We start from the raw sequence: 18901 nt of genomic DNA on the forward strand, positions 1-18901 counted from the left end.
TAAAAGAAAGGCCCGGTCAATCGATCCGGGCCTTTCTTTTATAACTCAATAGTCTCTCCAATTGCAGGAAGCAACAGGATCTTGCCTTCACGTTTAAATTTCGCAAGTGCATCTTCCTTGTCGATCTTAATCAAGTCGAAAGTATCATAATGTACGCCAATCACCTTATCGCATTCAATGTATTTGGTTGCAACAAGTGCATCATCGACGTCCATGGTGAAGTTACCCCCGATAGGCAGGATGGCATAGTCCAGATTGTACAAGTCTGCAAGCAGCTTCATGTCCATGTTTAAAGCAGTATCTCCGGCGAAATAGACCGTTTTACCTGCACTTTCCAATACAAAGCCGGCAGGATTACCACCGTAGCTACCATCAGGCAAACCACTGGAGTGCGTAGCCCATACCATACGCAGGTTACCGAATTCGAACTTGGTCTTACCGAAGTTCATCGGATGCACATTGCTTACCCCTTGTGACTGCAACCAGTTGGCGATTTCCACCATCGTGATCACCAGGGCACCGGTTTGTTTAGCAAGGTCTACGAGGTCGGCAACATGGTCGCCGTGGCCATGACTAACCAGTATATAATCTGCAGTAATGGATTTTGTATCAATCGCTGAGGCCAGCGGATTTGGGGTAATAAAAGGATCAAAAAGAAACTTTTTACCACCAAGTTCCAGCAAAAAGCAGGATTGTCCGTAATAGCTGAATTTCATATTTCTGAGTTTTATGAATTGAATTGTTAAGCGCCAAACATGCCACCTAAACCGCCAAGCATGTCTTTAGTTGCCGACTGCATTTCTACAGCGCTCACCTGGTCTGCCTGTGTCAAAGCTTTGTTTACAGCCGTTAGCAGCAGCTCTTCGATTTCTTCTTTATCCGCTTGCTTGAAAAATTCTTCCTGAATTTCAATGGCTGTGATGGTCTTGTTTGCGGTCGCAGTAACCTTGATCGCACCACCTTCAACCTCACCATATACAGAAACGTGATCTAAACGTTTTTTTATTTCCTCGGCCTTTTGTTGTGCGGCCATCAATTTATCGAACATAACTTTAAATTTATATTAAGACCCTAAATTATTGAATTTGTTTGTATCAAGTTTCATCTGCGTGCTTTTTGTCTCCCAAACCGGGATCGTAGCGTCACTCACAAACGGAAACCGAGCCCGGCTTAATGGTGTTTGCGGGGTTTAGCCCTTTCATATTGCACCGGCCATTTCAGCTCAACATCAAGCGCTTCTGCGGCATGCAGCGGGAAATATGGGTCACGTAAAAATTCACGCGCCAGGAAGATTAAGTCTGCCTTTTCCTCTTTCAGGATATCTTCTGCCTGCTGTGCCGAGGTGATTAATCCAACTGCGCCACTCAGTATGCCGGTTTCTTTTTTGATCTGTTCGGCAAACTGCACCTGATAGCCCGGGAAAACGGGAATCTGTTGTTTCTTGGTTAAGCCACCTGAAGAGGCATCAATAAGGTCTACACCTTTATCTTTCAGCAAGCCCGCGAGTTTAACCGATTCTTCAGCATTCCAGCCGCCTTCTGCCCAGTCCGTTGCCGAGATGCGCACAAATAGCGCGTTTTCTGCTGGCCATACTTGCTGAATGGTTTCTACGAGTTCTAACAGCAGTCGTACGCGGTTTTCAAAGCTTCCGCCATATTGATCCGTACGTTCATTGCTCAATGGCGATAGGAACTGGTGAATCAGATAGCCATGCGCTGCATGGATCTCAATCACCTTAAATCCAGCTGCGATGGCTCTTTGGGTAGCAGCTTTAAAGTCGTCCTTCACTTTTTGGATACCTTCAGCGCTTAGTGCTTCAGGGATGGTATCTTCCTCATTAAAAGGAATAGCACTTGGTGCTACGGTTTGCCAGCCGCCTTCAGCAATGCTGATCTGTTTGGGGTCTAGCCAAGGGGCTTTGAAGCTGGCTTTACGACCGGCATGTGCCAGCTGGATGCCTGCAACAGATCCATATTGGTGGATGAAGTCGGTGATGCGTTTTAAGCCTGCGATATGTTCATCTTTCCAGATGCCGATGTCTCCGGGCGAGATCCGGCCTTCCGGTGATACGCTGGCTGCTTCCGTGATGATCAGCCCTGCGCCGCCCATGGCTCGGCTGCCAAGATGCACCAGGTGGTAGTCGGAGGTAAAGCCATCTTCCGCGGAGTACTGGCACATTGGAGAAACCACAATTCTGTTTTTTAGGCTTAAATTCTTTATGGTAATTGGGGAAAATAGATTGGACATTGTCTGGTATTATTGATGTATTTACGTTTAGAAAGATTCGCTTCCTGGCCGCCTATTCTTCGCCTCTTGGCCGCCTATTGTTCGCCTATTGTTCGGCTCCAAGCGAACAGAAGGCGTTTAATAGCCAAGCAAGAGCCGTAGAAGGCCCGAATCTGAATTGCAATGATAACAAGTCTTAAGTTTAATTGTTCAATCTGGAATGTAAGGCAAACCTCATAAAAAAAGCGCTCCGGAAGGAAGCGCTTTTAATTACAATGTGGATATCTTATTTGCCTAAGACATAATAGAACGAGAATGATGTCGTATTATTCAAGAAGCCGAGACTAAGATCAGTTTGTTTGGTGGCTCCAGTGGACCTTTTGAATTCTGTCCGTGAATAGGCTAAGCTGCCCAGTGATGCAACAAGTCCAATTCTCTTCACTGGGAAATAGACAAATTCCAGATTCAAGCCTGCGCTGTAGCCTTTGAAGTCGAAATCACCGCCGTTATAGTCGTAGGTGCTTGTAGCTTTAGCTTTTTGGGTGTTATAACTCGTGAAAGGTCCTGTACGGACACCTATTTTATCTTCGAATAAGAAATATTTGTTCAGAGACAGTGACGCGAATAATCCGGTGTTAGTGGTTTCTGTAGATCCACTGGTCGCGTATTGATCCGAATGGGAGCGGGAATAACCAAGATTAGCAGTAAGCCCAAGTTTGTTTGCCAGAAAGTAGGTGTATGAAGGACCTATGCTAAATGCATTTTGCTTGTTAGTTGCTTCTGCTGATGGTGTGTTCGCGGGCTCACTCTTGTTATGATTTAAAGAGAAACTGCCCCCGAGCATGTGTGTTCCTTTTTCTGTTTGTGCGCTTGCGGTCAAGCCACTTAGTGCAGCTAATAAGAGTAACGTTAATTTTTTCATGTCTTGAATTTTCAGCGAATATAGAAACAAATCGCAGTTTCAAGCACTTCGAGTCTGGCCGTTTCCCCTGATCACCCATTTATAGCTGGTGAGTTCGGTAAGGCCCATTGGTCCGCGGGCATGGAGTTTCTGCGTACTGATGCCGATCTCTGCACCAAGCCCGAATTGCGCACCATCGGTAAATGCTGTCGAGGCATTTGCATATACCGCTGCGGCGTCCACCTGGTTAAGGAAGGTCTCCACGTTCGCTGCATGCTCAGAAATGATGGCTTCGCTATGTTTGGAGCTGTATTTAGCAATGTGCTGCAGCGCTTCTTCCAAATTGGACACCGTTTTTATAGCCAGCTGGTGGGAAAGAAACTCTGTTCCGAAACTTTCGGCTCCGGCAGGTTTCAGTAAATCCCCGGGATAATTACCCTTTAACACGGCATAAGATGCTTCATCAGCATGGATCAGGACCTTCGAGCCACTCAGTGCGATCACTAATGAAGGCAGGTCTTCCAACCGGTCTTTGTGGATCAGCAGGCAATCAAGCGCATTACATACACTTACCCTGCGGGTTTTGGCATTTAGCACAATGCCTTTACCCTTTTCCAGATCACCATCCAGGTCGAAATAGGTATGTACAATGCCGGCACCGGTTTCAATCACCGGGATCTTGCTGTTCAAACGAACATAGTCGATCAAAGCCTGACTGCCTCTTGGGATCAATACATCCACCAGTCCGCGGGCATTCAGCAGACTTTCTGTTGCCGCGCGTTCCGGTGGCAGCAGGGTAAGGACATTTTTGTTGATCCCGAACTGTTGCAGTACTTTCTGGATCACTTCTGCGATTGCGGCGTTAGACTGCGTGGCATCACTTCCACCTTTGAGCACGGCAACATTTCCCGTTTTAAAGCAAAGCGCAAAGACATCAGCGGTTACATTCGGCCGCGATTCATAGATGACCCCAACAACGCCGAGCGGCACGCGTAACCTGGAGATCTGCATGCCATTTTCTGCCTGGTGTCCATCAATTAGCTGGCCTATTGGGCTTTCCAGGTTAGCTACCTTGCTCATGTCTGCAGCGATATCCCGGATTCTATCTGGCGACAACCTTAGGCGGTCGTACTTAGGATCCGCTTTGTCCATGAGGTCAAGATCCTTCTTGTTGGCTTCCAGGATCTTGTCTGTATTCCTCACCAGCGCTTCCGCAACATCAAGCAGGGTGTGTGCAATAGTTTCTTTTTTAAGGATGTTCAGTTCTCTGCTGGCGGTAATCGCGGCTTCAAAGTAGCTTCTGTATTTCATAATCAGATCAGGGGATGAAAGTAGTTGTAGTGTACCAAAGGCCTTTGTTTTTGTTCGCCAATGCAGGCACGTGCTTTTTCTGCACCATATTCCGCAACACCCAACCCGATCAGGTGTTCCTGCTCATCGATGAGCTTTATGATGTCACCTTTTTTAAAATCCGCATGGATGTCTATGATTCCTACGGGTAGCAAACTGCTTGCTTTGCCCGACAGCAGTGCTTCTTTGGCACCCGCATTAAGTTGCACAATGCCGGTTGCGGCACCTTCCGAATGCGCAATCCATTTCTTTTTGCCAGACCTGATCTTCTCGGCCGCGAAGCGGGTATGGACAACCGTCTTGTACAGGAGATCTGTTATAATGTGCTCCCGGTTGCCATTGGCGATCATGACCGGGATGCCCAGTTTAGCGACTTTTTGGGCCATACTGAGCTTGGTAACCATGCCGCCACGTCCATGGCCGGACTTGCTTGTTGTAATGAAGTTACCGATGCCGCCTTCGGTACCCTTGATCTCCGTAATCACCTTTGACGAGGGTAATCTCGGATCACCGTTATAGATGCCGTCTACATTGGAAAGGATGATCAAAGCATCTGCATTGAGCATGGAAGCGATTAGGCCAGCCAGCTCATCATTATCGGTAAACATAAGCTCTGTAACGGATACCACGTCATTTTCATTGATCACCGGGATCACTTGATGCTGCAGCAGGATCTCCAGGCAGTTTTTGATGTTCAGGTAGTGCATGCGGTCACGGAAGTCTTCTTTTGTGACCAGCACTTGCGAACAGAGCATCTCATGCTGTTCAAACAGCTGCAGGTAAAGGTTGATCAGTTTGATCTGGCCTATGGAAGCGAGTAGCTGTCGTGCAGCAACAGTATTTTGCTTTTCGGAGATCTTAATCAGGCTCCTGCCGGAAGCAACCGCACCTGAAGATACCAGGACGACTTCTTTTCCATCTTTTTTTAGCTTTGCCAGTTGATCAACGAGGTGGCTGATGCGCTCCACGTTCGGCAGACCATCCGCTTTGGTAAGTACATTGGAGCCTACCTTAATGACAATTTTCTTGAATAGGGAAGTATCGGACATAGAAAAGGGTTACAGGACCGTGAGGATCGGATAAAATGAAGCGTTGGTTCTGCCATTTAAACGGACAGTGTTTAGTCCTTCTTGTCCTCGGGGACGGCTAAAGGAATTTTCTTTATCCGCATGGGCGTAGAAGTGGATCGCACCGATTTAAAGGAATTTGGGAGAGCAACGGGTTGATTATACTCGTTGTAACTAGGCTTTTTGACGAACTTGTTGGAGTCAATCAAGTAACTGTTAGAATCCAAACGAAGATATAAATGAGGGCTATCAATCCTGAATTTCAGACCTGGGCTTAGCTTATCAGCATCAGGTAACAACTTTAAATCTGTTTGTGCATTAGCATCTATGACCGACAAGGTCAGGATCATTGCCGTAGCAGAAAGGAAGGTAAATGGTCTCATGTCAGCAGCTTTGCAAGCAATTTAATGAAATTACGTCGCTGAGCAATGTAGAAATTTCATTACTTTTTTCGGGTACGGTGCACCATCGGGCATTTCAAAGCTGTTTATCTTCCACGTCCGTAGCGTTATGTTCCAGCTTGCAATCTGGCATCCGGCTGTTTGATGATGCTGAGGCCATCTGTTTATCTGTCCTCTGGCTGCATGGAAACTTGATCGCAAGACCTACGAATTAGGTAATGATCCTTTTCCTTTCGGATAAGATATTCATGCAATTTTTAAGGCTGTTTTTTTGGAACAAAACAGGTATGTTCCTGTTTGTTAAATAAGTTAAGGTTTTTTGGCAGTCCGGTTGAATATTTCGAAGTTTGATGCCCTCTGTAATAAATTGATATTCAGACCCTTCAATGATGTTGCCTCGAAAATCGATCACTTTAAGGGAAATGTAAAAAAAGCAAAAACGTTTTGCACAACTGAATATTTATTTAAACCTTTGCGCTTCAATTAATTTAAAGCGGGATCTAACACAGAAAATGAGTAAACAAAACACACATAAACTTTCCATTATAGCGGCAAAGGTTCTCGCTTCTAATAGTTTGTTTATCGAACGTTTACGACCCATATTTTTTGCGCCGTCCAACCGGCATGCCTACACGCCACGTCTTTGAGTAATTGCTACTCATCGCCCCCGGGACATATTCGTTCCAAACAGTTAAACAGTTATTTTATTTTTTCGTTATATAAATAATGAATATAAACGATTTTATAGTGCAGGTTGCACTACCTGAACATCGTGTTTTTGCAGAGGAAATCTGCAATGAAATGGCCGAATCTGCTAAGGCCCGCGGTACAGGAATTGCCAAACGTTCTCCGGAGTATGTTGCTGGCAAAATGGCGGATGGCAAAGCGGTGATCGCTTTCCATAAGGATGGCAGCTGGGCAGGGTTTTGCTACATCGAAACCTGGAGCCATGGTCAGTTTGTGGCCAACTCTGGACTGATCGTTAGTCCGAATTACAGAAAAGCCGGACTGGCGCATGCCATCAAAGAAAGAATTTTCGAACTCTCCCGTACAAAATACCCTAAAGCAAAGATCTTCGGTTTAACAACCGGTCTTGCTGTGATGAAAATTAACTCTGATCTGGGTTATGAACCGGTAACGTATTCTGAGCTTACGCAGGATGAGGAATTCTGGAAAGGCTGCCAAAGCTGTGTAAATTTTGAGATCCTGAAAAGTAAGGATCGTAAGAACTGCATGTGTACGGCAATGCTTTATGATCCGGCGACCCAAAAGCATGACGTTGCGAAGAAATTCGCAGAGGAGTTGAAGCGCAAGCCTAAGCTCTATGAACGTTTTATGCTGATGAAGCAAAAGATGATCATCAAAAAGAGTCCCTTATTATTTTTATCGCTGTTTAAATAGCAATTTCAATTTTTGAAATCGTCACTAGGATGGTTTCATCACCAACACAAATATAAAATAGATGAAAAAGAAAGTCGTTTTAGCTTTTAGCGGAGGGTTAGACACCTCGTTTTGTTGTGTTTACCTGTCTCAGGATCGTGATTTAGAGGTACACTCTGTCATTGTAAACACCGGTGGTTTTTCTGAAGAAGAATTACAGGAAATTGAGAGACGGGCATACGCACTGGGTGTAGCTTCTCATGCCGTGGTTGATGAAACCGACAACTACTACGACGGTTGTATTAAGTACCTTGTGTTTGGTAATGTGCTTAAAAATGCCACTTACCCGCTTTCTGTTAGCGCGGAACGTGTAAGTCAGGCCACAGCAATTGCGAACTACGTTAAAAAGATTGGCGCGGATTACGTGGCACACGGAAGCACCGGTGCTGGTAATGATCAGGTGCGTTTCGATATGATCTTCAACATCATCATTCCGGAGGTAGAGATCATCACGCCGATCCGTGACTTAAAATTATCCCGCGAAGCGGAAATCAAATATCTTGCAGAGCATGGTGTTGAATATAGTGCAGCGAAAGCGAGATATTCAATCAATAAAGGGCTTTGGGGAACTTCCGTAGGTGGTCAGGAGACTTTAACTTCTCATGAGATGTTACCGGAAGAGGCATGGCCGACCCAGGTTACCGAAAGCGGCAATCGCAGAATTGAGCTTACTTTCGAAAAAGGTGAACTCACCGGCATTGATGGCGAAACCTTGGCACCAGTTGCGGCAATCCAGAAATTGCAGGCCATTGCACAGCCTTATGGCATCGGTCGCGATGTACACGTTGGTGATACTATCATCGGTATCAAAGGCCGTGTAGGTTTCGAAGCTGCGGCACCGATCCTGATCATCAAAGCACACCATACTTTAGAAAAACACACGCTAACCAAATGGCAGCTAAGCTGGAAAGAGCAACTCGCTTCTTTCTATGGCAACTGGCTGCATGAAGGTCAGTTTCACGATCCGATCATGCGCAACATAGAGGCTTTCCTTGCCGATACGCAGAAAGTGGTTAGCGGAAAGGTTTTCGTTGAATTGATGCCTTACCGTTTCCAGATCATCGGTATCGAGTCTGCGCACGACCTGATGAGCAACAAATTTGGTAGCTACGGCGAGATGAACAACACCTGGTCTGGCGAAGATGTAAAAGGCTTCTCCAAGATTTTTGGAAACCAGGTGATGATCTGGCACAAAGTGAACGGCCATGAAGATTAAAGCAGGAATCGTTGGTGGTGCGGGTTATACCGGTGGAGAGATGCTTCGCCTGTTGCTGAACCACCCTGACGTGGAAATTGACTTCGTGCTGAGCAGCAGCAATGAAGGTAATCTGGTCTCTGACGTACATACTGATCTTTACGGGGATACGGATTTTCGTTTTTCAGGTACTTTAAAACAGGATATTGATGTGCTGTTTTTATGTGTTGGCCATGGTGATGCGAAGAAGTTTTTGGATGCCAATCCGATCGATAAAGGGGTAAAGATCATTGATCTGAGCCAGGATTTCAGGTTAAAAGCTGCGGCGGGTAACGACTGGGTTTATGGTTTGCCGGAGTTTAACCGTGAGCGAATCAAAACAGCGAATTGCATTGCTAATCCAGGCTGTTTTGCAACGGCGATACAGCTGGGTTTACTGCCGATGGCTGCGAAGGGATTACTTAAAAGCGAGATCCACATCAACGCGACAACTGGTTCTACCGGTGCTGGACAAGGTCTTTCTACGACCTCACACTTCAGCTGGCGCAATAATAATCTTTCCATATATAAAGCTTTTGATCACCAGCATCTGAATGAGATTGGAGAGAGCATGGTGGTGCTTGATCCTGAGTTCAGTGCACCGGTGACCTTCATCCCGCAACGCGGTGATTTTACCAGGGGGATTCTGGCATCTATCTATCTGGATACCGATCTTTCTGCCGAGGAAGCGCTAAAGTTGTATGAAGATTATTATGCGGATGCAGCCTTTACCCATGTAAGCAAGAAGAATATAGATTTAAAACAGGTGGTGAACACCAATAAGGGCTTGTTATACGTGCAGAAATATGGAAGTAAGCTCCATGTGATCAGCATAATTGATAACTTGTTAAAAGGTGCCAGCGGACAGGCGGTTCAGAATATGAACCTGATGTTTGGACTGGAAGAACGGCAAGGCTTGCGGTTGAAGGCTTCTGCCTTTTAATTTGAGCATTGTCTAATTTTTAAACCGGGCCTTCTGGTCTTTAAACCTTTTTAAAATGAACTTATTTGACGTTTATCCATTAAATGATATCGAAATTGTAAAAGCATCCGGCAGCAATGTATGGGATGCAAACGGACAGGAATACCTTGATCTTTATGGCGGCCACGCTGTAATTTCTATCGGGCACACCCATCCGCATTATGTTAGCCGTTTAACCGACCAGCTATCTAAGGTTGGTTTCTATTCCAACTCCATTAAAATTCCTTTGCAGGTACAGCTTGCGGAGAAATTGGGTCAGGTTTCCGGTAAGACAGATTACCGGTTATTCCTTTGTAACTCTGGTGCGGAGGCGAATGAAAACGCACTGAAGCTTGCTTCTTTCTATAACAACAAAAAGACGGTAATCGCCTTTAAAGGTGCATTCCATGGCAGAACCTCCCTTGCGGTGTCGGCAACAGATAATCCAAAGATTATTGCGCCGGTAAATGAAACCGATAATGTAGTTTTCCTTCCATTTAATGACGTGGCGGCACTTGCGCAAGCCTTTGAAGATCATGGTGAAGAGATATCATCCGTGATTATTGAAGGTATTCAGGGTGTTGGCGGGATCAAAGAAGCTTCAGTAGAATTCTTGAAATCCATCAGATCATTCTGTGACCAGTATGATGCGGTATTTATCGCGGATAGCGTACAATGCGGATACGGTCGTACAGGCTTGTTTTACTCGCATGATTATGCAGGCGTGGACGCTGACATCTATACCATGGCAAAAGGTATGGGGAATGGTTTTCCGATCGGTGCGATCTCCATTGCGCCGAAGTTTGTGCCATGGCACGGGATGCTGGGTACTACTTTCGGTGGTAACCACCTGGCTTGTGCGGCAGCATTGGCGGTTTTGGAGGTAATGGAGCAGGATCAATTGATGAAGAATGCTGCGGAAGTAGGTGCTTACCTGATCACAGAACTGAAGAAATTCTCTGAAGTGCAGGCGGTACGTGGCCGTGGTTTAATGATCGGTATCGATCTGCCTGCAGAACTATCGGGCGTGAAAAAGAACCTGCTCTTTAAACATCATATATTCACTGGGGAAGCAAAGCCGAATGTGATTCGCTTGCTGCCTGCATTAAACCTGACAAAGGCACATGCAGACTTGTTCCTTGAAAAATTCTCCCTGGCTTTAAAAGATTAAGAATCCGTTATGAAACAATTTACATCTGTACATGACGTCGCTGACGTTGAACAGTTGGTGAAAGATGCGTTAAGTTTAAAATCAAATCCATATAGCGATAAGCAGCTTGGTGAAAATAAGACCTTAGGTCTGGTGTTTTTAAATCCAAGTTTACGTACGCGTTTAAGCACGCAGAAGGCTGCGATAAACCTGGGCATGAGCGTTATGGTCATGAACATGGATAAAGACGGCTGGGCGCTTGAAACGCAAGATGGCGTGGTGATGAACGGCAGCACCGTAGAGCATATCCGCGAAGCGGCTGCGGTCATGGGGCAATACTGCGACATTCTTGGCTTACGTTCTTTTCCAAAACTGAAGGATCGTGAAGAGGATTACAGTGAGGATTTCTTTAACAAGTTTGTTTCTTACTGCGGTGTACCGGTAGTGAGTTTAGAAAGCGCAACGCGTCACCCGCTGCAGAGTCTTGCGGATCTGGTAACAATCAAAGAAACCTGGAAAGCTGAGGCAAAGCCTAAGGTAGTTTTGGCCTGGGCGCCGCACGTGAAAGCATTGCCGCAAGCTGTTCCGAATTCTTTTGCCGAGTGGATGTGCAAAGCGCAGGAGCTTGGTATGGTCGATTTTACCATTGCACAGCCTGAAGGTTTTGAATTGAATGAAGACTTTACGCCGGGTGCGCAGATCGTGCATAACATTGATGAGGCACTTCAGGGTGCGGATTATGTTTACGTGAAAAACTGGTCGAGCTACAGTTCTTACGGACAGGTGCTTCCTTATCCGGAAGGCTGGATGATGAACAATGAGAAACTTGCTTTGACGAACGATGCGAAAGTGATGCACTGTTTGCCGGTAAGAAGGGACCTTGAACTATCCTCAGAGATCCTGGACGGGCCAAATTCACTGGTGATCCATGAAGCTGGGAACCGCTTATGGGCTGCACAGGCGGTTTTGAAAGATCTTTTGCAAAGCCTATCTTAGGATTTCTTAAATTCTAAAGATGAAAAAGACACTCACCATAGTAAAAATCGGGGGTAATGTAATTGACAATTCGGAGCAGTTACATTACTTCCTGGAAGACTTCTCTGCATTATCGGGCGATAAAATCCTGGTACATGGAGGCGGAAAAGTAGCGACGGAGCTTGGGGTGTCTATGGGCATTGAAGCGAAAATGGTTGATGGACGGCGAATTACTGATATCCATACGTTAAGGATCGTGACCATGGCTTATGCCGGGTTGATCAACAAAAATATTGTGGCCCAGCTGCAGGCCAGGTATTGCAATGCGATCGGCTTAACCGGCGCAGATGGCAATACGATCAAAGCAGTGAAACGGCCAGTAAAGGCCATTGATTATGGCTTTGTGGGCGATCTTGATGAACATTCCGTTTCCGTTGAGACCATTTCCAGTCTTTTAGGGAGTAAGCTGGTACCTGTGTTCTGTGCGCTTACGCACGATGGGGATACCCAGCTACTGAATACCAATGCGGACACTATTGCTTCTGCCATCGCAGTTGCAATGTCTTCAGTTTACGATACTACGCTGATTTATTGCTTCGAGAAAAAAGGGGTGCTACGCGATGTGGATGATGAAAGCTCGCTGATCCGGGAGATCCGCCTGGAGGAGTTTACTTCATTGCAGGAATCTGGTGTGATATCCGGAGGCATGATCCCGAAGTTGCACAATGCTTTTGAAGCAATTAAAAGTGGAGTAAAAGAAGTGTTGATCGGCCATGCCGATGAACTTTTAAAGAATGGTGATGCAAAAGGTACACGTTTAACGCAATAATCATGGAGCAGTTTACAGGTCAAATCGCCATCATTGGCAGCGGAAATATCGGAACTTCATTGGCGCGTGGGTTGGTGAAGTCAGGCTATGCTTCTGCTTCGCAGATTACCTTAACCCGCAGGAATGTAGCAGGTTTAAGTGCTTTTGCAGAACAGGGTTTCGGCATTAGCGGAGATAATCCTGCTGCGGTTGCAGCAGCTGATATCGTGGTGCTTTGTGTGTTGCCACAGCAGTTAAATAAACTGCTGGAGGAGATTAGTCCGGTGATCGATGTGAGCAGGCACCTGGTAATTTCAGTTGCTTCCGGGGTAAGTTGCGCCGATATCCGGAGCAAACTTTCGGCGGGTTTAGAGGTGGTACGGGCCATGCCGAATACAGCCATCGCCATTGGGCAATCCATGACCTGTGTGGCTACGGACCGAGCATCTGAAGCAAACGTGCAGCTGGTAAGCCGTATGTTCGAAACCGTTGGTGCAGTGGTTAAGATTAACGAAGACCTGATGACGGCAGCTACGGCACTGTGTGCTTGTGGTATTGCTTTCTTTTTACGTGCCATTCGTGCGGCTTCGCAGGGTGGGGTAGAGATCGGCTTTCATGCCGAGGATGCATTGAAGATGGCGGTACAGACCGCTAAGGGTGCTGCAGATCTGCTCTTGCAGATGGAATCGCATCCAGAGCAGGAAATAGATAAGGTGACTTCCCCGAAGGGCTGCACCATTGCAGGTTTGAACGAGATGGAGCATAATGGCTTCAGCTCTTCACTGATAAAAGGCATAAAATTATCTGCAGTAAAAGCAGGTGAACTATATAAAAAAGAATAGCTATGATGGAGAAACTGCAAAATGATGCAGTAGCATTGTTGAAAGAATTGATCACGATTTCATCGTTCAGCAGGGAAGAAGATAAGACAGCTGATGTAATTGAACGCTTCCTGCGGGAACGAAATGTGAAAACCCAGCGAAAGGGTAACAATGTCTGGGCTTATAATGCTCAGTTTGATGCCAATAAGCCAACTTTGCTTTTAAACTCCCATCACGATACCGTAAAGCCCAATTCCGGTTACACCAGGAATCCTTTCTCTCCGGATGTAGAAGCGGGCAAGCTTTATGGCTTAGGAAGCAATGATGCAGGCGGCTGTCTGGTTTCCCTCATTGCAACCTTTCTTTACTACTACAATACCGAAGATTTAACGTACAACCTTTGTCTGGCAGCCACTGCAGAGGAGGAGATTTCTGGTCTGAATGGGCTGGAAAGCATCTTGCCTGAGCTTGGTTTGTTGGATTTCGCGATTGTCGGTGAGCCTACCCTGATGAACCTTGCCATTGCGGAAAGAGGTTTAATGGTGCTGGACTGCCAGGTGCATGGCAAAGCTGGTCATGCTGCACGTGAAGAAGGGGAGAACGCGATCTATAAAGCTTTGAAGGATATTCAATGGTTTAAATCCTATCGCTTTGCGAAGGTTTCCGAGCTGTTTGGACCTTTAAAGATGTCGGTTACCGTAATAAACGCCGGCACACAGCATAACGTGGTGCCCGAGCTTTGCAGCTTCACTGTTGATGTGCGGGTAACAGACGCTTATACGAATGAAGAGGTGCTGAAGATCATTAAGACCAATGTAAGTTGTGCGGTTAAACCGCGCTCTACGCGTTTGAAACCTTCTTCAATTGATAAGAACCATCCAATTGTACAAAGCGGTATCCGCATGGGTAAGGAAACTTACGGCTCTCCGACTACTTCAGACCAGGCATTATTAAGCATTCCTTCGCTGAAGGTTGGGCCTGGGGATTCGGCGCGTTCGCATATGGCGGATGAGTACGTTTACGTTCAGGAGATTCTGGATGGCATTGAAGGCTACGTGGAGATGCTTAAGCCCGTGATCACCGCTGGGTAACGGTAAAGCCTCGCCGGCACGGCTCTTATTAATTATTCCTATTTTTGTTTCAATTTAAATATATCGGTAAGCATGAAGATCTGGCAAAAAAACATTGACGTGAACAAGGACATTGAAACATTTACTGTTGGGCGCGACCGGGAGCTTGACCTGGAGATGGCGGCTTTCGACGTATTAGGCTCCTTGGCGCATGTGGAGATGCTTGAAAGTATTAACCTGCTTACAGCTGAAGAGCTTAAAACCGTGCAATCGGCTTTAAAGCAGATCTATAAAGAGATTGAATCCGGTGATTTCGTGATTGAAGATGCGGTGGAAGATGTGCACTCTCAGGTAGAGTGGCTCTTAACGCAGCGCATCGGTGAAGCTGGTAAAAAGATACACAGCGGCAGATCTAGAAATGACCAGGTGCTGGTAGACTTAAAACTTTACTTCCGTGCCTGCATCGAGGGCATGGTGACAAACACCTCCGCACTCTTTGAACAGCTGATCAGCTTGAGCAATACGCATAAAGATAAACTACTGCCGGGCTATACACACCTACAGATCGCCATGCCTTCATCCTTCGGGCTGTGGTTTGGTGCTTATGCAGAAAGCCTGGTTGATGATATGGACATGATGCTTGCCGCCTGGAAGATCACCAATAAAAACCCATTGGGTTCTGCTGCGGGATATGGTTCTTCCTTTCCTTTGAACAGAACCAGGACAACGGAACTCCTGGGCTTCGAACGGTTGAACTACAACGTGGTTTATGCCCAGATGGGCCGTGGGAAAACGGAGCGTATTTTGGCACAAGCAATGTCTTCTATTGCTGCTACACTGGCTAAGATGGCCATGGATGTATGTTTGTTCATCAATCAGAACTTCAGCTTCATTAGTTTTCCAGCGGAACTGACTACGGGTTCCAGCATCATGCCGCATAAGAAGAACCCGGATGTTTTTGAGCTTATTCGCTCACGCTGCAACAAAATCCAGGCCTTGCCTAATGAAATTGCCATGATGACGACCAACCTGCCTTCAGGATATCACCGCGATCTGCAGTTGTTGAAAGAAAGCTTGTTTCCAGCAATTACCTCCCTTAATGAATGCCTGCAGATGGCAACTTATATGTTACAGCACATTGAGGTTAAAGACGGCATCCTGGCGGATAAAAAGTATGCATATTTGTTCAGTGTGGAGTCTGTGAATGAACTTGCACTGAACGGTGTTCCATTTAGAGAGGCTTACAAGATTGTTGGCGAGACCATCGAGAACGGCACTTTTGAACCAGGTACTGCCGTGAACCATGTGCATGAGGGCAGTATCGGTAATCTATGCAACGAGGAGATCTCGGGCATGATGAATGAGGTGCTTGCGCAGTTTAACTTTGAAAAAGTAAAAGGTGCCATTGAAAAATTACTGGCACATTAATTAAATCAATTAGAAATGAATGTATCCTTATTAGCAAACGCCCTTGTAGGCTCGGAGATTATCAAAATTGGAAATGAAGTCAACGAGTTGAAACGAAAGGGCGCCAAGATCGCCAATCTTACGATAGGTGATTTTGACCCTGCTGTATTCCCAATACCTGAAGCTTTGAAATCGGAGATCATTGCGGCGTATAATGATCATCAAACTAACTATCCACCTGCGGATGGTATATTGCCGCTACGGGAAACGGTAGCGAACCTGCTGGATAAGCGAATGAACCTGAACTATAGCACCGGTGACATCCTGATCTCCGGCGGTTCAAGGCCATTGATCTATGCCACTTACCTGGCCCTGGTTGATCCAGGCGATAAGGTGATCTATCCGGCACCATCCTGGAATAACAACCACTACTGTACATTATCTTCTGCAAACGGTGTGGCTGTTGAAACGACCGTTGAGAACAACTTCATGCCTACTGCAGCACAGCTGAAGCCACATTTGAAAGGTGCAACCTTGCTTGCCTTATGTTCGCCGTTGAACCCGACCGGTACCATGTTCAGTGCAGAACAGCTGGAAGAGATCTGCGACATCGTGTTGGAGGAGAACAAATCCCGGTCAGCAGGGGAGAAGCCTTTGTACTTGATGTACGACCAGATCTATTCTTTGCTGACCTTTGATAAGGAACACGTTAACCCGGTGACTTTGCGCCCTGAGCTGAAAGACTACGTAATCTACATCGACGGGATTTCAAAAGCACTTGCTGCAACCGGTGTTCGGGTAGGTTGGGCTTTCGGACCATCATTGGTGATTTCTAAGATGAAAGCATTACTTGGTCACATCGGAGCCTGGGCGCCTAAAGCGGAGCAGGTAGCGGTTAGTAAGTATTTTGCGGACGATGCGCAGGTAGACACCTTCCTTGGAAACTTCAAAGAGCAGATCCAGTTGAGCCTCAATGCAATTTACGATGGTTTCCAGTCGCTTAAAGCGGAAGGTTTTAACGTCGATGCAGTAGTGCCAATGGGTGCAATTTACCTGACCATCAAGATTGATTATATCGGGAAGACAACGCCTGCAGGTGATGTTTTGAAGGATAGTGCGGATGTAAACTTCTACCTGATTAAGGAAGCGCAGTGCGCATTGGTTCCCTTCTCCGCGTTTGGCAACGAGCATAGCATGCCTTGGTTCAGGGCTTCTGTTGGCGGTTGTTCTTTAGAAGACATCCAGGCAATGATGCCAAGAATTAAAGCTGCTTTGAGTAAGTTGAAATAGTACTTCCGATCGATGGACTTCTGCTCGCGTGGAGAAATACGCCTGTTGCAAGTGTCATATAAGGAAAAAGCTCAATATAAATAGCATGAAAAAGGCGACCATTGGTCGCCTTTTTCATGCTATTTAATGCTGATTACTTAAACTCTGATGTTTTGTGGAATTCGATATCCGGATAATCGCGCATGGTCATGTTGATCATGAAGTCGTTATCTGCAAGGTACACCGGATTGCCGTCCTTGTCGGTACCAATATGTGCCTGTTTACGTTTAAGGAACTCTTCCAGCTTCTTCTTGTCTTTCGAAGTTACCCAATTGGAGCGGCTGTATGTCAGCGTACGGAAATGCGCTTTAGCGCCGTATTCGTGCTCTAAACGGAAAGCAATTACCTCGAACTGCAGTTCACCTACGGCACCAATGATTTTACGATTACCAGGCTGCTGTACGAAGAGCTGGGCGACACCTTCTTCGGTAAGCTGCTGTATGCCCTTTTCAAGCTGTTTGGTTCTAAGTGGATCTCTGTTCTCTACTTCCTTAAAAATTTCAGGAGAGAAGCTTGGAATGCCCTTAAATTGAAGTTTCTCGCCCTCAGTAAGGGTGTCTCCAATTTTGAAGTTGCCGCTATCATATAAACCGACAACATCACCTGGCCATGCCTCTTCCACAATACTCTTCTCATTGGCCATGAAGTCCATCGGGTTGGAGAACTTCAGCTTTTTATCCTGGCGGGTATGGTAGTAGAACTTGTTACGCTCGAATTTACCGGAGCAGATCCTCAAGAAGGCAATACGGTCGCGGTGTTTGGGATCCAGGTTTGCGTGGATCTTGAATACAAATCCACTGAAGTTTTTCTCTTCAACGGTTACCATGCGCTCTTCCGCTTCGCGGCTTTTTGGGCTAGGTGCGATATTGATGAAAGTATCCAGCAACTCTTTGATACCAAAGTTATTGATTGCACTTCCAAAGAATACGGGAGCAAGCAAGCCTTCGGTGTACATCTGGTTATCGAGATTGCCATATACGCCTTCCACAAGTTCCAGATCGTTCTTTAAACCATCAAGTTCTTTGGGTTTAAGGAAGTTGCTTAACTTTTCATCTTCCAGGTCGTTCACTTCTATCACCGGTTCGCTGATCTTGCTTTTATCCGGTTCAAACAGGTTTAGGTGTTTATTGTAGATGCTGTAAACCCCTTTAAAGGTATGTCCCTGCCCAATGGGCCAGGATAGTGGGCACAAGCTAATGTTCAGTTTATTTTCAATCTCATCAAGCAAATCGAAGGCATCTTTACCCTCACGGTCCATCTTATTAATGAAGATGATCACCGGGGTATTACGCATGCGGCAAACGCCCATGAGCTTCTCGGTCTGTTCCTCCACACCTTTCACACAGTCTACCACAAGGATTACGCTATCTACTGCAGAAAGTGTACGGTAAGTATCTTCGGCAAAGTCCTTGTGACCTGGCGTATCCAGGATGTTGATCCTTTTACCGCTATATTCAAATCCCATCACGGAAGTGGCTACGGAGATCCCGCGCTGCTTCTCAATTTCCATGAAGTCGGAGGTATTGCTTTGGTTGGCTTTGTTCCTTTTTACCGCACCCGCTGTGTTGATTGCACCTCCGAAAAGCAGGAATTTCTCGGTAAGTGTTGTTTTCCCGGCATCGGGGTGACTGATGATGGCAAATGTTTTTCTTTTTTCTATTTCTGGGTGGATCATAAAGGATTACGCCTGTTATTGAATAAGGCTGCAAAGATAACTATAATATAAATAAGAAAAACCGGCACTAAGGCCGGTTTTATAAT

The 18901-nt window shown here is 46.1% G+C and carries 18 protein-coding genes; 10 read left to right on the forward strand and 8 right to left on the reverse strand.

Features of this window, described 5'->3' with window-relative positions:
• Positions 1-38: 38 nt before the first annotated feature.
• From ACTHQF_RS05190 to ACTHQF_RS05220, 7 genes are all read right to left on the reverse strand, one after another.
• Positions 39-716, reverse strand: a complete 678-nt coding sequence (locus ACTHQF_RS05190) for a metal-dependent hydrolase (RefSeq protein ID WP_440428846.1) — start codon at positions 714-716, stop codon at positions 39-41.
• 26 nt (positions 717-742) lie between these two features.
• The gene (locus tag ACTHQF_RS05195) at positions 743-1048 is read right to left on the reverse strand and encodes a YbaB/EbfC family nucleoid-associated protein (protein ID WP_440428847.1); all 306 of its coding nucleotides are present in this window, start codon (positions 1046-1048) and stop codon (positions 743-745) included.
• 122 nt (positions 1049-1170) lie between these two features.
• A complete protein-coding gene (namA, locus tag ACTHQF_RS05200; protein ID WP_440428848.1) occupies positions 1171-2247 on the reverse strand; it encodes an NADPH dehydrogenase NamA in 1077 nt (358 codons plus the stop codon).
• A gap of 265 nt (positions 2248-2512) precedes the next feature.
• Positions 2513-3148: an outer membrane beta-barrel protein gene (locus ACTHQF_RS05205; protein ID WP_440428849.1), complete on the reverse strand. Its 636-nt coding sequence runs from the start codon at positions 3146-3148 to the stop codon at positions 2513-2515.
• Between the two features lie 39 nt (positions 3149-3187).
• The gene (locus ACTHQF_RS05210; RefSeq protein ID WP_440428850.1) at positions 3188-4438 is read right to left on the reverse strand and encodes a glutamate-5-semialdehyde dehydrogenase; all 1251 of its coding nucleotides are present in this window, start codon (positions 4436-4438) and stop codon (positions 3188-3190) included.
• 2 nt (positions 4439-4440) lie between these two features.
• The gene (gene proB, locus ACTHQF_RS05215) at positions 4441-5526 is read right to left on the reverse strand and encodes a glutamate 5-kinase (protein ID WP_440428852.1); all 1086 of its coding nucleotides are present in this window, start codon (positions 5524-5526) and stop codon (positions 4441-4443) included.
• 71 nt (positions 5527-5597) lie between these two features.
• Positions 5598-5927, reverse strand: a complete 330-nt coding sequence (locus ACTHQF_RS05220) for a hypothetical protein (RefSeq protein ID WP_440428853.1) — start codon at positions 5925-5927, stop codon at positions 5598-5600.
• A 744-nt stretch (positions 5928-6671) separates the two neighbouring features.
• Between ACTHQF_RS05220 and ACTHQF_RS05225 the strand changes: the two genes are divergently transcribed.
• The 10 genes from ACTHQF_RS05225 to ACTHQF_RS05270 all read left to right on the forward strand — a co-directional run bounded on the left by ACTHQF_RS05225 (position 6672) and on the right by ACTHQF_RS05270 (position 17101).
• Positions 6672-7346 (forward strand): GNAT family N-acetyltransferase, encoded by a 675-nt coding sequence (locus ACTHQF_RS05225; protein WP_440428854.1) that lies wholly within the window; start codon positions 6672-6674, stop codon positions 7344-7346.
• 61 nt (positions 7347-7407) lie between these two features.
• Positions 7408-8601 (forward strand): argininosuccinate synthase, encoded by a 1194-nt coding sequence (locus tag ACTHQF_RS05230; protein WP_440428855.1) that lies wholly within the window; start codon positions 7408-7410, stop codon positions 8599-8601.
• Entirely contained in the window at positions 8591-9562 is a 972-nt protein-coding gene (argC, locus tag ACTHQF_RS05235) for an N-acetyl-gamma-glutamyl-phosphate reductase (protein ID WP_440428856.1), read from the forward strand. The genes ACTHQF_RS05230 and argC overlap by 11 nt, the downstream gene beginning before the upstream one ends.
• Before the next feature lie 55 nt (positions 9563-9617).
• Complete coding sequence (locus ACTHQF_RS05240; RefSeq protein WP_440428857.1) at positions 9618-10751, forward strand: aspartate aminotransferase family protein; 1134 nt, start codon at positions 9618-9620, stop codon at positions 10749-10751.
• Positions 10752-10760: 9 nt separating this feature from the next.
• Positions 10761-11726, forward strand: a complete 966-nt coding sequence (locus tag ACTHQF_RS05245; protein WP_440428858.1) for an acetylornithine carbamoyltransferase — start codon at positions 10761-10763, stop codon at positions 11724-11726.
• A 19-nt stretch (positions 11727-11745) separates the two neighbouring features.
• On the forward strand, positions 11746-12534 hold the full coding sequence (argB, locus tag ACTHQF_RS05250; protein WP_440428859.1) for an acetylglutamate kinase: 789 nt from the start codon (positions 11746-11748) through the stop codon (positions 12532-12534).
• Between the two features lie 2 nt (positions 12535-12536).
• Positions 12537-13355, forward strand: a complete 819-nt coding sequence (proC, locus tag ACTHQF_RS05255; protein ID WP_440428860.1) for a pyrroline-5-carboxylate reductase — start codon at positions 12537-12539, stop codon at positions 13353-13355.
• A 2-nt stretch (positions 13356-13357) separates the two neighbouring features.
• Positions 13358-14425, forward strand: coding sequence for a M20 family metallo-hydrolase (locus ACTHQF_RS05260; protein ID WP_440428861.1), 1068 nt, complete (start codon positions 13358-13360; stop codon positions 14423-14425).
• 72 nt (positions 14426-14497) lie between these two features.
• Entirely contained in the window at positions 14498-15832 is a 1335-nt protein-coding gene (argH, locus tag ACTHQF_RS05265; protein WP_440428862.1) for an argininosuccinate lyase, read from the forward strand.
• A 15-nt stretch (positions 15833-15847) separates the two neighbouring features.
• A complete protein-coding gene (locus tag ACTHQF_RS05270) occupies positions 15848-17101 on the forward strand; it encodes a pyridoxal phosphate-dependent aminotransferase (protein ID WP_440428863.1) in 1254 nt (417 codons plus the stop codon).
• Between the two features lie 133 nt (positions 17102-17234).
• On the opposite strand, the gene ACTHQF_RS05275 is transcribed toward ACTHQF_RS05270, so the two are convergent.
• Complete coding sequence (locus tag ACTHQF_RS05275) at positions 17235-18815, reverse strand: peptide chain release factor 3 (protein WP_440428864.1); 1581 nt, start codon at positions 18813-18815, stop codon at positions 17235-17237.
• Positions 18816-18901: the final 86 nt, after the last annotated feature.

Source organism: Pedobacter sp. SAFR-022 (genome assembly GCF_051965375.1).
Classification (GTDB): domain Bacteria; phylum Bacteroidota; class Bacteroidia; order Sphingobacteriales; family Sphingobacteriaceae; genus Pedobacter.

Bases quoted from the DNA above. Each gene is read 5' to 3' on its own strand.
- ACTHQF_RS05190 (WP_440428846.1), bottom strand. From the start codon at position 716: ATGAAATTCAGCTATTACGGACAATCCTGCTTTTTGCTGGAACTTGGT.
- ACTHQF_RS05195 (WP_440428847.1), bottom strand. From the start codon at position 1,048: ATGTTCGATAAATTGATGGCCGCACAACAAAAGGCCGAGGAAATAAAA.
- namA (WP_440428848.1), bottom strand. From the start codon at position 2,247: ATGTCCAATCTATTTTCCCCAATTACCATAAAGAATTTAAGCCTAAAA.
- ACTHQF_RS05205 (WP_440428849.1), bottom strand. From the start codon at position 3,148: ATGAAAAAATTAACGTTACTCTTATTAGCTGCACTAAGTGGCTTGACC.
- ACTHQF_RS05210 (WP_440428850.1), bottom strand. From the start codon at position 4,438: ATGAAATACAGAAGCTACTTTGAAGCCGCGATTACCGCCAGCAGAGAA.
- proB (WP_440428852.1), bottom strand. From the start codon at position 5,526: ATGTCCGATACTTCCCTATTCAAGAAAATTGTCATTAAGGTAGGCTCC.
- ACTHQF_RS05220 (WP_440428853.1), bottom strand. From the start codon at position 5,927: ATGAGACCATTTACCTTCCTTTCTGCTACGGCAATGATCCTGACCTTG.
- ACTHQF_RS05225 (WP_440428854.1), top strand. From the start codon at position 6,672: ATGAATATAAACGATTTTATAGTGCAGGTTGCACTACCTGAACATCGT.
- ACTHQF_RS05230 (WP_440428855.1), top strand. From the start codon at position 7,408: ATGAAAAAGAAAGTCGTTTTAGCTTTTAGCGGAGGGTTAGACACCTCG.
- argC (WP_440428856.1), top strand. From the start codon at position 8,591: ATGAAGATTAAAGCAGGAATCGTTGGTGGTGCGGGTTATACCGGTGGA.
- ACTHQF_RS05240 (WP_440428857.1), top strand. From the start codon at position 9,618: ATGAACTTATTTGACGTTTATCCATTAAATGATATCGAAATTGTAAAA.
- ACTHQF_RS05245 (WP_440428858.1), top strand. From the start codon at position 10,761: ATGAAACAATTTACATCTGTACATGACGTCGCTGACGTTGAACAGTTG.
- argB (WP_440428859.1), top strand. From the start codon at position 11,746: ATGAAAAAGACACTCACCATAGTAAAAATCGGGGGTAATGTAATTGAC.
- proC (WP_440428860.1), top strand. From the start codon at position 12,537: ATGGAGCAGTTTACAGGTCAAATCGCCATCATTGGCAGCGGAAATATC.
- ACTHQF_RS05260 (WP_440428861.1), top strand. From the start codon at position 13,358: ATGATGGAGAAACTGCAAAATGATGCAGTAGCATTGTTGAAAGAATTG.
- argH (WP_440428862.1), top strand. From the start codon at position 14,498: ATGAAGATCTGGCAAAAAAACATTGACGTGAACAAGGACATTGAAACA.
- ACTHQF_RS05270 (WP_440428863.1), top strand. From the start codon at position 15,848: ATGAATGTATCCTTATTAGCAAACGCCCTTGTAGGCTCGGAGATTATC.
- ACTHQF_RS05275 (WP_440428864.1), bottom strand. From the start codon at position 18,815: ATGATCCACCCAGAAATAGAAAAAAGAAAAACATTTGCCATCATCAGT.